Raw genomic sequence first — 15,644 nt, 5'->3', positions numbered from 1 at the left:
GGATTCTCTACCGCGAGTTCGGCGTCGAATCCGCACCCCGCGCCCTCCTGAACCCTCGCGCTTGGCCGGCCATCATCCGCGCCATCGCCGCCGAACTCCGCGCCGCCCGCACCCCCGGCCACGTCCGCCCACCCACCACCCCGGAAGGTGGACGCCTCGGCCTACCCGCCGATTTCCTCATCGCCCCCGACGGCCGGGTACTCGCTGCCAAACACGGCCAACATGCCGACGACCAGTGGTCCGTCGACGAACTCCTGAACCTCGCCCCGGCCCACGAACTTCCCCGTTAGAAGAAACGCGGCCGACTTCGGTCAAGGCATCAGCGACGCCGGATCGACGGTGAACTCGAAAGGTGAGCGCAGCGTCACCGTCTCACCGGCTGCGACACGATGGGTCGGCTCGTAGGTCTCGTCGGTGCCGAGGGCATAGGCGAACAGAACCGGCAACGACTCCCCCGGCAGCTGCCCCTTGAAAGGATTGATCTCGAACCGCCAGTAGTTCGGGATCCCCGCTTCGGCATACACGACCGGCTTGAGCATCCGGTCCTGCAAAGTGGTCGATTTCGACACGACCTCCGCCGCGAGTTCGACCTGTTCGACGGGAATTCCGCGCGCATCCAGTGATATCGGCCCGGTCGATACGATCAGATCGGGAATCGGCTGGTCGCCGCCGATCAACACACCCACCCCCTGGAGGACGGCATAGTCGGGCGGTAGGGCGCGGTCCAACGAACGTTCCAGCCATTTGATCAACCACTGATGACGTGGTTTCGGAGAAGCGTTCACGACGAGCTGGCCATTCAGCACCTCGTACCGGAGTCCGTCTTCGGGCATCCGATCGAGATCCGCGGCAGTCCAACGGTCGGACTTGGGAGTAGGCATGGGCATCGCCATCGGAACACCTCCAACCTCGCTGAGCAGGAGCGACCCGTCCGAGTCTAGTCCACGCGGCTCCACGCGGCCGTTGGTCCGCTGGACCGGGCCGACGGGAGTGGATCGGCACGTCACCCTGATCGCGGCTCACCTTCGCCCCGGAATCCCGCTGGTCCGGTCGGTTCGTTCGCTGCTCGTGACGCGGACGGCATCGCGGAATTCTGGGAGGTGCCGGACCCTCGAGTTTTGTCGGAGGCCCCGACTAACTTCTGGCGTAGCCACCGATCGGAGACTCGGCCGGGCGATATCCGGCCGTACCGAGATTCACCAGCTTCGGAGATGTAGATGACAGACCAGACCTCGGGTGCGATCAGCGAACTCCTGGATTCGACGCGCCCGCCGGGTTCCTTTGTCGCGCACGGCACCGCCCCGGCCGAGAGTCTGGTCATCGAGGTGGAGGGGGTGGGGGTGCTCGGGTGGCCGGTGACGCCGACGCAGGCGCGGCAGCTGTGCGATATCGCGCGCCCGGCCAGGTACGGGTTGGGCGAACAGACGCTGCTCGATCCGAATGTGCGTGATACGTGGGAGGTTCCGCGCGGGCGGATATCCGTCGACCAGGGACGTTGGCACCTGACGTTGGGGCCGGTACTCGACGCGGTGCGCACCGGCCTCGGACTGTTCAGCGACAGCGAACTGTCGGCCGAACTGCATTCGATGCTGGTGTACGAGCCGGGACAGTTCTTTCGGCGGCACCAGGATTCGGAGAAATCCGACGGCATGATCGGCACCCTGGTGGTGACGCTGCCCTCGGATTTCACGGGCGGGGAGTTGGTGGTGGAGCATCGGGGGGAGAAGGTGAGCGACCGGGGGTCGCCGGGTGAGCTCGGGTTTCTCGCCTTCTACGCCGACTGTCACCACGAGGTGCTGCCGGTGACCGAGGGCTTCCGAATCTCACTGACCTACAATCTGATCGCGAGCGGCCGCGCCGCCGCGAGCGATGATCTGGTCACCGCGCCCGCGACGATCACCACACTGGCCGGGCACCTGCGTGAGCACTTCTCCACACCGATACCGGTGCCGACATGGCTCCGCGACGGCGGACCCGCGTCCCGTCCACCGAAGCGGCTCGTCTACCTCCTCGATCACCGGTATTCCCAGCGCGGGTTCGGGTGGGATCAGCTCAAGGGCTCCGATGCCGCTCGCGCCGGAGCTCTCGTCGCGGCGTCCGAGCATGCCGAATGCGATGTGGCACTGGCCTTGGCGGAGATCCACCGGACCCACGCCTGCGACCTGTTCGAGGACGAGGACTGGATGTACGGTCGGCGGCGGCGCTGGGAACTCGTCGACGGCACGTGGGAAATAGTCGACGAGACGTGGGAACCGATCGAGGACGAGGACGAGGACTTCGATTACGAGGTGCGCGAGGGAGTCCTGCCCGTCGACCACCCCGAGCGGATCGAAACCGCGCGACTGGGCGATGATTTCGGTTCGAACGCCGAACTGACCTGGTGGATCGATCAGTCGGGAAATACTGGCACACCGGTCGAGATCTCGGTGTCGGACGGCGAGATATGTGCCGGTACAGCGGAATCCGCCCACCAGATGCTCGCCACGGAATCCGCGGGGTACATGGGCAACGAAGGCGACACGATCGATCGCTGGTACCGGCGTGCGGCGATAGTCGTGCAGCCTCGAACATGATCCGCCGCCGCCCGGAGAGCGAGTGGCGGAGTGCGACACGCACTGACGAATCCGCCGCTGCCGGACCATGTCCCGCCGACCGTCCAGGCCGACTCCGCCGATCGACGGCCGCTCACCGACGACACACGGCCCCTCACAGGGAGACACCCCGGCTCGGTCGACCCTTTCGGCGCAATCCTGGGAGCGGCGACCGACGTCCGATGTAGCTTTCGCGCTCGTGCCCGCCAACCCATCGAGTCCGCACGACGCGTACTTCCGGCGCGTCTTGTCCGTCCCCGCCAACGCCGCCTGCGAAATCCGCGACACGATCCCGAAAACCCTGATCGACCGGATCGACTGGGACAACATGGAACTACAACCGGTCAGCTTCGTCTCGGACCAACTCGACTCCCGCTTCAGCGACATCCTGTACCGCACCCGCCTCGACGGCCACCCCGCCTACATCTATCTCCTCGTCGAACATCAGAGCCGCAGCGACCGGTTCATGGCGTTGCGGATCATGGAATATCTGGTCAACATCTGGAACCAGCACCGTCACCGGTATCCGGACCAGGACACCCTGCCCGCGGTGCTGCCGCTGGTCGTGCACAGCAACGGCACCGGCCGCCGCTGGAACGCCCCGACCGAACTATCGGAGCTGATCGACCTCGACCCGGCCGCTCGGGCGGCCCTCGACCCGTACTTGCCGCGCCTGCGGTTTCTCCTCGACGACGTGGCCGCCCTCGATCTGCCCACGCTCCTGGCCCGCGACCTGACCTCCGCAACCCGCGTCATGCTGGCCTTGCACAAGATCGCGCCACGGAATACCGACCCGAGATCCGATATCCTGAAGCTGATCGATGACTTGCGTATCCTCGCCTCGGGTCCGAACGGTGTCGCGGAACTACAGGTCGTGATGACCTATATTTTGCTGGTCGGTGATTTCACCGAGGCCGATTTCGATCTGCTGATCGACCGGCTCGGTCCACGCGCCAAGGAGGCCCTGATGACGACTGCTGAACGACTCCGCGCCGAAGGCGAAGCACGCGGCCGGGCCAAGACGTTGAGCGAGCAGCTCACCCTCAAGTTCGGGGTACTTCCATCGGCAACGGTCCACACCATCCAGACCGGCCAACTCACCCAACTCCGCACCTGGACCACCCGCGTCCTGACCGCGACCACCCTCGATGAGATCTTCGCCTGATCCAGCCGACACCGGACTCCGCCGGTAGCCCCCTCGAACACAAGACGGGAGGCGCCTGTAAAAATGTCGATGCTTCCAGTCCGTTTTCGCCGACATTGCCTGCGCGATCACCGACACCCACAGAACTAGAGGCCGCGTTGGCTTGCGTGCTGTTGGTCGGTGACGCCGCTCCAGGCGAGTTCGATCTGTTGATCGACCGGCTCGGTCCACGCGGACACCGAGCCCGTCGTCGTGATCGCCACACTCCGCGACGGCGGCACCTCGGCCCTCGACGACACCGGATTGACCACGTTACGTCTGGAGGGTCTGTCCGACGAACACGCGAGGACGGTTCGGACATCCAGCCGTTCAACCTGCATACGCGAAAGCCGGAATTGAAGACCATTCGAGGCTTCCACCGGCACGATGAAATGGGGGTTACCAGATGTTTGCTGTGGAAGCCGCTGGAACAAGGACCGAACTTACCGATCAACTCGGTCCATGCGAGAAGGAGGCCCTCGAACTCGCTGTCGAACAACTCCGCTCCCAAGGCTATGGCGGAACCTATGTCAGATTGTATTGCGAGGGCTATGTCAGAGGCTATGCCGAAGCGCTGATCGAACTGCTCACCGCCAAGTTCGGGACACTTTCCCCGGCAACGATCCACACCATCCAGATCGGGGGAATTCCCCAACTCCGCACCTGGACCGACCGAGTCCTCACCGCCACCACCCTCGACGAGATCTTCGTCTGAGCGACCACGGCTATCGGAAAATTGCCGATCGCACCCGGTCGTCACCTGTTATCGATATCGCGCGCGACTTCGGATCGGCCTTCGCGGTCTCGGTGCCCGCGTCGACGGGATCCGACGGCGGGACCTCGGCCGAGTCCGGTCCGACCCGGTGTGGTCACCCGCCGGTCCGGGAAAATCTAGCCCGGACCGGCGGTGAGCGCGACTACTCCGCGGTGATGACGCGGACCTCCGGGTCGGCGGCGTCGACCGGGTCGCCGGGGGCGACGAACCAGTGGGTGACTTCGCCTTCGGCGAGGTCGTCGGCGATCTCGTCGGCGGAGGGGATCACCGAGAGAGCGCCCGCGGTGGCGGTGGCGAGGAATTCCAGCAGGGCCGGGCGGCCGGCCGAGGCGGTGGTGAACGTGGTCGATTCGTAGTCGATCGCGTTCTCGTCGCGGACCCGGATCGCCAGGTCGAGCGCTTCGGTCTGGGTGAGGGTCGCTGTCGCGCCGTCGACCAGCTGCACGAAGGCGGCGTGGCCCTCGCCGAGCGGGCGCACCCGGTCGGCGTAGGAGACCGGATGTGCGGCGGCGGCGGACAATTCGGTCTGGAGCGCCGGATCGCTCGGGACCAGCCACCGCACCTCTCCGGCGCTCGCCTGTGCGGCGATGCCGAAACCGGCTCCGGCGGAGATGATGTCGTCCTCGGACAGTCCGTGCGCGAACAGGCAGGCGCCGCCCGCCTTCTGCACGGCCCATGCCGCGACCACCAGGTCCACCGAACGGGGCAGTGCCAGCGCGACGACGTCGCCCGGGCCCGCACCGTGCGCGATGAGCACCCGTGCCAGCTGCGAGGACCGTCGATCGAGCACGTGGTAGGCGAGTTCGTCGCCGTCGCTGAGCAGCGCGGGGGCCTGCGGATCGGCCTCGACCACTTCGGCGAGCACCTTCGCCACGGTGCGCGCGCCGACAAAACCCTGCTCGGGAACCGTTGCGGCGGCCGCGATTCCGGATTCTGCGAGCAGTTTGGCGCGTTCGGCGTCGTCGAGGATGTCGATATCGCGGACCAGCCCGGCGGGGTCGCCGAGCAGAGCTTCCAGTACCCGGACCAGACGGGTCGACAGGGTGGTGACCTCGTCGGCGGTGAACCGGTTGAGCAGGTATTCGACATCGATGCCGAGGGTGGATTCCGCGGCCACCTTGAGCGTCAGCGGATAGTGCGTCGAGTTGCTGACGTTCACGCCGGTCACCGACATACCGTCGATCGAACTGGCGGCTTCGATCGCCTCGCGGTCGATCGGGTACGACTCGAAGACGAACAGCGTGTCGAACTGCGATCCCGCACCCGCGGCCCGCTGGATATCGGCGAGACCGACGTAGTGGTGGTCGAGCAGTTCGGCCTGATCGCGTTGCAGGCGTTGCAGTTGCGTGCCGATGGTCGCGCCGTCGTCGATGCGCACCCGCACCGGGAGGGTGTTGATGAACAGGCCGACCATCGATTCCACCCCGGACAATTCGGCCGGGCGACCCGAGACCGTCGCGCCGAACACCACGTCGGAGCGGCCGGTGAGCCTGCCGAGCAGGATGCCCCAGGCGGCCTGGACCAGCGTGTTCACCGTGATGCCGAGTTCGGCGCAATGTTTGGTCAGCGTGCGCGTGCGGTCGACGTCGAGTTCGGTGACGATGTGGGCGGTCTCGTACTGCTCGGCCGAACGCGGTTGCGGCGCGAGTTCGGTGGGTTCGCTGACGCCGTCGAAGGCGTTCGCCCAGACCCGCAACGAATCCTGGAGATCACGTCCGGTCAACCATTCCAGGAAGGTCCGGTAGGAGGCGATCTCCGGCAGCGCCGACCCGTCGCCGCGCAGCGCGTAGAGCACGAGTAGATCCTGCATCAGCAGCGGCATCGACCAGCCGTCGAGCAGGACGTGGTGGGTGGTGATGGCCAGATGCCATTTCTCGACGCCGGTGCGGAACAGGGTGAATCGCACCAGCGGCGGTGCCGCCATGTCGAACCGGTCGGCGAGGTCGGCGGCGAGGTGTTCGCGCAACCGCGCGTCCTGGTCGCCGTCGGAGGTGAGATCCACGTCGCGCCAGGGCACGTCGACGCCGTCCATGACCACCTGCACGGCCTGACCCGACGAGTCGGTGACGAACGCGGTGCGCAGGTTGGGGTAGCGGTCGATCAGACCCTGCGCCGAGGTGCGCAGGCGGTCGGCGTCGACGACACCGTCCAGGTCGATGACCGCCTGGATGGTGTAGACGTCGACGGTCGCCGTCGTCATCAGCGCGTGGAACAGCAGGCCCGATTGCAGCGGGGTCAGCGGCCACACCTCGTTCAGGCCGGGGTAGGTGCGCTCCCACTGTTCGATATCGGACTGGCCGACCCGGACCAGCGGCATATCCGACGGCGTGCGGCCACCGGCGTCCGGCCTGCCCGCGTGCGCGGCGAGCGCGCCGAGCGCGGCCACCCAGTGCTCGGACAGTTCGGCCACCCGGTCCGCGGTGAGCAGTCCGGAGGGGTAGGCGAACGAGGCGATCAGCTGCGGGCCGTTCGCGCCGTCGACCACCGTCGCGTCGATATCGACGGTCGCGGCGGCGGACATGCCGGGATCGAGCAGGGTGGTGATCTCGGCGGGCAGGACACCCCGGTAGTGGAAACCGATCTGGCCGAGGTCGCCCAGCCCGTGGCCGAGACCGTGGTTCGGCACCGAAAGCAGCTGTTCCTTCACCGATTTCACGACCGCGCCCATGGCGGTGCCGCCCGCGAAAGCGTCGTCGAGATCGGTTCCGGTCAGGTCGATCCGCGCCGGGTGGGCGAGGGCGAATCCGCCGAGGGTGCGCGAGAGGTCCGCGCCCGCGACAGCGTCGACCGCGCGACCGTCACCGTCGAGCCGGACGAGCATCGTCGACTCGCGGGTGCCGCGCCACCGCAGGACCGCGACCGCCAGGGCCGAGAGCAGCCCGTCGGTGACGGTCGTGCGATAGAGCGCCGGAACGGTGTCGACCACGGCCGCGGTGATATCGGCGGGGACCACGACACGCAGGTGTTCCACCGTGCGCGCGGTGTCGACCGCCGGATCGAAGGCGCGGTCACCGAGCAGCGGATCGGGTGTCGCCGAGATCTCCTGCCAGAAGGCCTCGTCGGTGCCCGCGGGCGCCTCCGCGACACTGTGCGCCCAGCGCCGCAGTGTGGTTCCGGTGGACGGCAGGGCGAGCGGCGCGTCGATGCCGAGACGATCGGCAGCCGTGGTCAATTCATCGAGCAGGATCTGCCAGGACAGGCTGTCGGCCACGAAACCGTGTGTGACGACCAGCAATTCGTCGTCGCGGTGATCGGCGAAGGTGAAGAGCACGAACTGCGCCACGATGCCTTCGGCCGGATCGAGACGGGTGGCCGCCTCCCGGAATTCCGCCTCGGCGAGCTGCGCCAGGTCGGCGTTCTTCGCCACCCTGGCCTCGCACACCATGTCCTCGATATCGAGGACACCGGATTCGAGCGCTTCGAATTCCCAGCCGCCGCCGATCTTGCGCAGCCGGGTGCGCAGGGCGTCGTGACGGTCGATGATCGCGGTGATCGCCTCGAGCAGGGTGTCCCAGTCGAGTGCGGCGGGCAGCGGCAGCAGGGCCGCGCGGGCGAAGCGCGGATAGCCCGCGCTCTTCGGCGAGCCGACGCCTTCGGGGAGCACCGCGCGCATGGCGGGGGTCAGCGGGATTTCGCCGATTCCACCGCCGGGCAGTTCGCGGATCCGGTCCAGTGCCGGATCGGGAGCCGTGTCGGCCACCGAGGCCAGCGCGGCGACGCTGCGCTGGTCGAAGACGTCGCGCACGCTGAACACCACGCCGAGCGCCTTGGCCCGCGACACCAGCTGGATCGACAGGATGCTGTTACCGCCGAGTGCGAAGAAATCGTCGTCGGCGCCGATGTGCTCGACGGCGAGCACATCGCTGAACACTCCCGCCACCAACTGCTCGACCGGTGTCACCGGCGCGCGGAACTCCGCCTTCTCGAAGGTCGGCTCCGGCAACGCGTTGCGGTCGAGTTTGCCGTTCGCGTTCAGCGGCAGGGCGTCCAGCGCGACGAAGGCGCTCGGCACCATGTAGGAGGGCAGTTCGGCGGCGAGCGCGGAATGCAGTGCGCGCCGGTCCAGTTCGCCGGTCTCCGGGTCGATTCCGGCGACGAACGGCACCACGTAGGCGACGAGTCGGTCGCCGAGGCCGGGGTCGGTGTGCGCGAGCACGGCCGCGGCGGCGATCGCGGGCTGACGCAGCAGCGCGGCCTCGATCTCGCCGAGTTCGATACGGAAACCGCGGATCTTCACCTGGAAGTCGGTGCGGCCCCGGTAGTCCAGTTCGCCGTCGGCGTTCCAGGCCACCAGGTCGCCGGTGCGGTACATGCGCTCGCCCGCCGTGCCGAACGGGTCGGCGACGAACCGTTCGGTGGTGAGATCGGGGCGGGCGAAGTAGCCGCGCGCCAATTGCGCACCGGCGAGGTACAACTCGCCCGAGACACCGACCGGGACCGGCCGCAGCCGCGCGTCCAGCACGTAGACGCGGCTGTTCCATTCCGGCGCGCCGATCGATACCGAGGTCCGGTCGGCCGCGGTGACCAGGTGGCTGGTGATGGAGACCGCGGCCTCGGTGGGGCCGTAGAGGTTGAACAGCTGTGCGGCGTTGCCCGCGCGGAAACGCTGCGCGGTCGCGGCGGGCAGCGCCTCGCCGATGGCCAGCACGCGGCGCAGCGAACCGGGCAGCCGATCCTCGGATTCGGTCAGCAGCGCGTCGAGCATGGACGGCACCACGTGCAGGGTGGTCACACCCGTGGCGCGCATCAGCTCGTTCAGGTACGTCGGATCGCGATGTCCGTCGGCGGTGGCGATGACGAGCCTGGCGCCGCTCACCGCCGCCGACCAGAATTCCCACACCGACAGGTCGAAGGTGGCCGCGGTCTTGAGCAGGACCGCGTCCTCGATGCCGAGGCCGAATTCCGCCTTCTTCCACAGCAATTGGTTCGCGATCGCGCCGTGCGGCAGCGCGACGCCCTTGGGCTGGCCGGTAGAACCGGAGGTGAAGATGACGTAGGCGGTATTCGCCGCGGTGAGTGCGCCGCGACGCTCGGACGGGGTCACCGGGTTCGCCGAGAAGCCCGACAGGTCCAGTTCGTCGATGACGACCGATTCGGCCGTCGCCGTCGTGAACGATTCCCGGTCGGTGGTCAGCACGCAGACCGGCGCGGCCGTGGCCAGGATGTAGTCGACCCGGTCCGCGGGCTGATCGGGGTCGACCGGCACGTAGGCGGCGCCGGATTTGGCGACCGCGTACATGGCGACGACCAGATCGGTCGAACGCCGGATCGCCAGCGCGACCCGATCCTCGGTGCGGACACCGCGTCCGATCAGGTAGCGCGCGAGCCGGTTGACCCGCGCGTCCAGTTCGGCGTAGGTCAGGTTCTCGCGTTCGCCGGAGGGCAGGTCGGCGACCAGCGCGACCGTGCCGGGCGCGGCGGCCGCGACGGCGGCGTCGAACAGCGACACCAGCGTCGCGGCGGTGTCCACCGGCCGGATGGTGTCGTTCCACGCGGTGAGGATGCGTTCGCTCTCCTCGGGCGCGAGCAGGTCGATCTCGCCCACCGGCACGGTGACGTCGGCGATCACCGCGTCGAGTACGCGCACGAACCGGTCCGCGAAACCCTGCACCGTGGCTTCGTCGAAGAGGTCGGTGGCGTAACCGAATTCGGTCATGATCTCGGCCGGGGTGCCGTCATCGGTGTAGCGGTCGTAGACGGTGACCTGGAGGTCGGTCTTGGCCAACTGGGAGTTGAAGTTGACCGCGCTCACGGTGAGACCGGGCAGGGTCAGCGCCGTCTCGGCCAGGTTCTGGAACGACAGGCCGATCTGGAACAGCGGATTGCGCGCGGTGGAGCGTTCCGGATTCAGCACCTCGACCAAGCGCTCGAACGGGACGTCGGCGTTGGCGAAGGCCTCCAGATCGCGTTCGCGCACGTCGCCGAGCAGGTCGGCGAACCGGTCGCCGGGGCGCACGCTGGTCCGGAAGACCAGGGTGTTGACGAACATGCCGATCAGGTCGTCGAGTTCACGTTCGCCACGGCCCGCGATCGGGGTGCCGACCGCGATGTCCTCGGTACCGGAAAGCCGTGCCAGCAGCACCGCGAGGGCGGCGTGCACGACCATGAACAGCGAGGCGTGGTTGGCGCGCGCGACTTCGTGCAGCCTGGCGTGCCGCTGCGGGGAGATCTCGAACCGGATCGCCTTGCCGTGGAACGACTGCGTCGGCGGACGCGGACGGTCGGCGGGTAGTTCCAGCTGATCGGGCAGCCCGGCCAGCGCGGACTGCCAATAGGCGACCTGATGGGCGGCGAGCGATTCCGGATCGTCCTCGGAGCCGAGTACCGCGCGCTGCCACAGCGCGTAGTCCGCGTACTGCACCGGCAGCGGAACCCACTGCGGCACTTCGCGGTTCACCCGGGCCGCATACGCGGCCATGAGATCGCGGGCCAGCGGGCCCATCGACGCGCCGTCCGCGGCGACGTGATGCACCACGAAGGCGACCACGTGCTCGGCGGTTTCCGAGGTCGATCCGGTGACGCGGTACAGCGCGACCTTCAGCGGCACCTCGGCGGTGACGTCGAAGGTGGTGAGCGCGAACCGGATCACCGTCGCGATCAGATCCTCTTCGGCCACCTCGACCGCGATCAGTTCCGGCGCGGTCGCCGCCACCGGGAGGATGACCTGACGCGGCCCCTCCTCGGCGCTCGGGTAGGTGGTGCGCAGCACCTCGTGGCGGGCGAAGACGTCGCCGATGGCGAGGGCGAGCGCGCCCGCGTCCAGGGTGCCGGACAGTCGCACGGCCAGCGGGATGTTGTCCACCGCCGAGGCGTTCGTATCGAACTGGTTGAGGAACCAGTACCGCTGCTGGGCGGGTGAGAGCGGCACCAGATCGGGCCGCCCCATCGCCTTCAGCGTGGGCCGGGTGCGTCCGGAGCCCGCGAGCCGCTCGACGCTGGTGGCCAGCGCGAGCACCGACGACGCCTCGAACAGATCGCGGACCGCCAGCTGGGTGTCCAGTGCCGCGCCGAGCCGCGCGGTGACCTGGGTGGCCAGCAGCGAGTTGCCGCCGAGTTCGAAGAAGTCGTCGTCGAGACCGACCCGGCTCACACCGAGGACGTCGGCGTAGATGCCCGCCACGATCTCCTCGACCGGAGTGGTCGGCGCGCGGAAGACCTTGACCTCGAACACCGGCGCGGGCAGCGCCTTGCGATCCAGCTTGCCGGAGGCGTTGAGCGGGAAGGCGTCCAACGTCACGAAGGCGGTCGGCACCATGTACGCGGGCAGTTCGACCGCGAGTTCGGCACGGATGGCCTCGGCGTCGATCGTCCGATCGGCGGCCGGGACCAGGTAGGCGACCAGCTGATCGCCGAGACGATCGTCGGAGCGAACCAGCACGACGGCCTGGGCCACCGAATCCACAGCGGTGAGCGCGGATTCGATCTCGCCGAGTTCGATACGCAGACCGCGCAACTTCACCTGGAAGTCGGTACGGCCCAGGTATTCCAGCTCACCGGCAGCCGTCCAGGTCACCAGGTCACCGGTGCGGTACATCCGCGCACCGGCGGGATCGAAGGGATCCGCGACGAAACGATCGGCGGTCAGGTCGGGACGCGCGACATATCCGCGCGCCAACTGCGCGCCCGCCAGATACAGCTCACCCGCGACACCCACCGGAACCGGATGCAACCGCGAATCCAGCACGTAGACACGCGTGTTCGAGACGGGAGCGCCGATCGGCACCGACACCGTGTCGGCATCGGTCACCTCGTGGAAGGTGACGTCCACCGCGGCCTCGGTCGGGCCGTACAGGTTGTGCACCGCCGTTCCGGTGAGTTCGCGCAACTTCTGCGCGGTCACGGCGGGCAGCGCCTCGCCGGAGGCGAAGACATACCGCAGGCCGGTGCATCGGGCGGCGCCCGTTTCGGCCACGAACACCGACATCATCGACGGCACGAAATGCGCGACGGTGATATTCGTGCCGGTGATGATGTCGACCAGGTAGGCCGGATCGCGATGTCCGTCCGGCTTGGCGATCACCAGGCGCGCGCCGATCTGCAAGGGCCAGAAGAACTCCCACACCGACACATCGAAGGTGGCCGGGGTCTTCTGCAACACCACGTCGTCGGATTCGAGCCCGTACTCGGCCTGCATCCACACCAGGCGGTTCACGATCGCGGCATGCGAGACGGCGACACCCTTGGGGCGGCCGGTCGAACCGGAGGTGAAGATGACGTAGGCGGTGTTCGACGGGCGCAGCGGCGCACGACGATCCGCGTCGGTCACCGGATCCGACGAGTACGCCGACAGATCCAGGTCGGCGATGTCGACCGCGTGCACGTCACCGGCATCGAATTCGTCGCGCGCGGTGGTGAGCACGCAGACCGGTGCCGCGGTGTCGAGCACATAGCGGGTGCGATCGGCGGGATGATCGGGGTCCAGCGGCACGTACGCGCCACCGGCCACGGTCACCGCGTACATGCCGATCACCAGTTCCAGCGAACGCCGCATCCCCAGCGCCACCATGGTGTCCGGACCGACGCCGAGCGAGATCAGGTGCCTGGCGAGGCGGTTCACCCTGGCGTCGAACTCGCCGTAGGACAGATCCGTCCCCTCGAAGGTGAGCGCGGTCGCGCCGGGCGCGTGCGGGGCCTGCGCGCGATACATCGAGGCGAGGGTGGCCTCGGCATCGATCTCGACGGCGGTGTCGTTCCAGCCCGCGACGAGCTGACGACGTTCGGCGGTGTCGAGCAGATCGATATCGCCGAGCACCGCGTCGTCGCGTTCGACCATCGCGCTCAGCAGTCCGACCAGTCGCCGGGCGAAGCCTGCCACCGTCTCGGCGTCGAACATATCGGTGGCGTAGGCGAATTCGGCGCGCATACCGTCGGAGGTGCCGTCCGCGGCGAGGCGGTCGGAGACGTTGAGGTGCAGGTCGAATTTGGCGGTGACGACGTCGAGCGGGACACCGGCGACCTCGAGGCCCGGCAGCTCGAACGAGGCTTCCCCGGTGTTCTGGAACGACAGCATCACCTGGAACAGCGGGTGCCTGGCCTGCGACCGCGCCGGGTTCAGGATTTCGACCAGTCGCTCGAAGGGCAGGTCGGCGTGGCCGAACGCGGCGAGGTCGGTTTCCCTGGTGTGGGCGAGCAGTTCGGCGACGGTCAGGGCCGGATCGACCGTGCTGCGCAGCACCAGCGTGTTGACGAACATGCCGATCGCGTCGTCGAGCACGGCCTCACCGCGTCCGGCGACGGCGGTGCCGACCGCGATGTCGTCGGAGCCGGACAGCCGGGCCAGCAGCGCCGCGAGCGCGGCGTGCACGACCATGAACAGGCTCGCGCCGTGGCTGCGGGCGAGACCGTCGAGCGCGCGGACCAGTGTCGCGTCGAGATCGAATTCGAACACGTCGCCGCGATGGGACGCGACGGCGGGACGGGAGCGGTCGGAGGGCAGATCCAGTTGATCGGACAGTCCGGCCAGATGCCGGGACCAGAACGCGATCTGCTCGCCGATCAACGACGCCGGATCCTCTTCCGAACCGAGGGTTTCGCGCTGCCACAGCGCGAAATCGGCGTACTGGACCGGCAGGGGCGCCCAACCGGGAGCCTCACCGCGCGAACGGGCGGCGTAGGCGATCATCACATCCCTGGCCAGTGGCCGGACCGACCAGCCGTCGCCGGAGATGTGGTGCACGACGAAGACCAGCACGTGCGTCTCCGGGCTGGAGCCGTCCATCGACGCCGCGATGCGGAACAGCCTGGCGCGCACGGGAACTTCGGTGGTCACGTCGAATCCGGTGAGCACCAGATCGTTGACCCGTTCGGCGATCTCGTCCTCCGACACCGGAATCGGCGTCAGATCCAGACCGTCGTGACCGGTGGGCAGCACCACCTGGACGCCGGTGCCCTCGGCGGTCTGCGGGTACACCGTCCGCAGCACTTCGTGCCGGTCGACCACGTCGGCGACGGCCTGGCGCAACGCGTCGGCGTCGAGCGTTCCGGTCAGGCGGACGGCGAGCGGGATGTTGTTCACGGCGGTCCGGTTGTCGAACCGGTTCAGGAACCACATGCGCTGCTGGGCCAGCGAGAGCGGAATGGTGGCCGGACGCGGTCCCGCGGCCAGCTCGCGACGCCGTCCACTGCCCGCGTGCGCTTCGACCCTGGTCGCCAGACCGGCGACGGTCGGCGCTTCGAACAGCATGCGGACCGGAACCCTGGTGTCCAGGGCCGCGCCGAGGCGAGCCGCCACCTGGGTGGCGATCAGCGAGTTGCCGCCGAGATCGAAGAAATCGTCGTCGAGGCCGACCGGACGGTCCCCGGCCAGACCGAGAACGTCGGCGAAGGTGTCGGCGACGGTCTGTTCGATCGGCGTCGACGGCGCGCGGAACTCGCGCGCCTCGAAGACCGGTTCGGGCAGCGCGCGGCGATCCAGTTTGCCGTTGGCGTTGAGCGGCATCTCGTCGAGAACCACGGTCGCGGCCGGGACCATGTAGGACGGCAGTCGCGCGGCCACGTGGGCGCGCAGGGTCTCGATGTCGACGGTCGCGCCGGGAGCGGGCACGACGTAGGCGACGAGGCGGTCGCCGGTCAGCGCGTCCGAGCGGACCAGCGCCACCGCCTGCGCGACGGTGTCGTGACCGGTCAGCGCGGTTTCGATCTCACCGAGTTCGATGCGAAGGCCACGCAGTTTGACCTGGAAGTCGGTACGACCCAGGTACACGATCGAACCGTCCGCCGCACGGGTGACGAGGTCACCGGTCCGGTACATGCGCGCACCGGGCGCACCGAACGGATTCGCCACGAAACGATCCGACGTCAGATCCGTGCGGCCGTAGTAGCCGCGCGCCAGCTGATCACCCGCGAGGTAGAGCTCACCCGCGACACCGGCAGGGACCGGATGCAACCGTGAATCCAGCACGAACGCCTGCGCGTTCCACACCGGAAGACCGATGGGCACCGCGCCGGAGACGTCGTCGGCCACCGGCGCGTGCGTCGCGTGGACGGCGAATTCGGTCGGGCCGTAGAGGTTGTACAGCTCGGCCGAGCTGACCCGGCGGATGGCGGCGACGGCGTCGGAGGTGAATGCCTCACCCGCGACCAGCAGAGCGCGCAG

7 protein-coding genes (1 of these 7 cut by a window edge) are annotated in these 15,644 nt (G+C 68.2%); 4 read left to right on the top strand and 3 right to left on the bottom strand.

What is annotated here, in order from left to right:
* On the top strand, window positions 1-290 hold a 290-nt coding region (locus JZ792_RS07840), incomplete at its 5' end, for a thioredoxin domain-containing protein (protein ID WP_498044240.1).
* Between the two features lie 21 nt (window positions 291-311).
* On the opposite strand, the gene JZ792_RS07835 is transcribed toward JZ792_RS07840, so the two are convergent.
* Window positions 312-893, bottom strand: coding sequence for a Uma2 family endonuclease (locus tag JZ792_RS07835; protein WP_254189468.1), 582 nt, complete (start codon window positions 891-893; stop codon window positions 312-314).
* A 324-nt stretch (window positions 894-1,217) separates the two neighbouring features.
* Here JZ792_RS07835 and JZ792_RS07830 point away from each other — a divergent pair, with 324 nt between their 5' ends.
* Together JZ792_RS07830 and JZ792_RS07825 are read left to right on the top strand one after the other, a co-directional pair.
* On the top strand, window positions 1,218-2,573 hold the full coding sequence (locus JZ792_RS07830; protein WP_216908320.1) for a 2OG-Fe(II) oxygenase: 1,356 nt from the start codon (window positions 1,218-1,220) through the stop codon (window positions 2,571-2,573).
* Window positions 2,574-2,790: 217 nt separating this feature from the next.
* Window positions 2,791-3,756 (top strand): Rpn family recombination-promoting nuclease/putative transposase, encoded by a 966-nt coding sequence (locus JZ792_RS07825; RefSeq protein ID WP_216908318.1) that lies wholly within the window; start codon window positions 2,791-2,793, stop codon window positions 3,754-3,756.
* A 125-nt stretch (window positions 3,757-3,881) separates the two neighbouring features.
* Here the strand turns inward: JZ792_RS07825 and JZ792_RS07820 are convergent, their stop codons facing one another.
* Window positions 3,882-4,160: a hypothetical protein gene (locus tag JZ792_RS07820; RefSeq protein ID WP_216908316.1), complete on the bottom strand. Its 279-nt coding sequence runs from the start codon at window positions 4,158-4,160 to the stop codon at window positions 3,882-3,884.
* Window positions 4,161-4,180: 20 nt separating this feature from the next.
* Here JZ792_RS07820 and JZ792_RS07815 point away from each other — a divergent pair, with 20 nt between their 5' ends.
* The gene (locus JZ792_RS07815) at window positions 4,181-4,489 is read left to right on the top strand and encodes a hypothetical protein (protein ID WP_216908314.1); all 309 of its coding nucleotides are present in this window, start codon (window positions 4,181-4,183) and stop codon (window positions 4,487-4,489) included.
* A gap of 202 nt (window positions 4,490-4,691) precedes the next feature.
* On the opposite strand, the gene JZ792_RS07810 is transcribed toward JZ792_RS07815, so the two are convergent.
* Window positions 4,692-15,644, bottom strand: the final stretch of a protein-coding gene (locus JZ792_RS07810; protein WP_216908312.1) for a non-ribosomal peptide synthase/polyketide synthase. The gene runs 26,214 nt beyond the window's last position; 10,953 of the gene's 37,167 nt are visible here — the last part of the coding sequence; its start codon lies beyond the right edge, outside the window; it ends in the stop codon at window positions 4,692-4,694.

Source organism: Nocardia noduli, assembly GCF_019038455.1.
Lineage (GTDB): Bacteria > Actinomycetota > Actinomycetes > Mycobacteriales > Mycobacteriaceae > Nocardia > Nocardia noduli.
This window is presented reverse-complemented; position numbering and strand designations above follow the sequence as displayed.

What these genes read in the sequence shown, in the direction of transcription:
- JZ792_RS07835 (WP_254189468.1), bottom strand. Translation starts at nt 893, where the DNA reads ATGGCGATGCCCATGCCTACTCCCAAGTCCGACCGTTGGACTGCCGCG.
- JZ792_RS07830 (WP_216908320.1), top strand. Translation starts at nt 1,218, where the DNA reads ATGACAGACCAGACCTCGGGTGCGATCAGCGAACTCCTGGATTCGACG.
- JZ792_RS07815 (WP_216908314.1), top strand. Translation starts at nt 4,181, where the DNA reads ATGTTTGCTGTGGAAGCCGCTGGAACAAGGACCGAACTTACCGATCAA.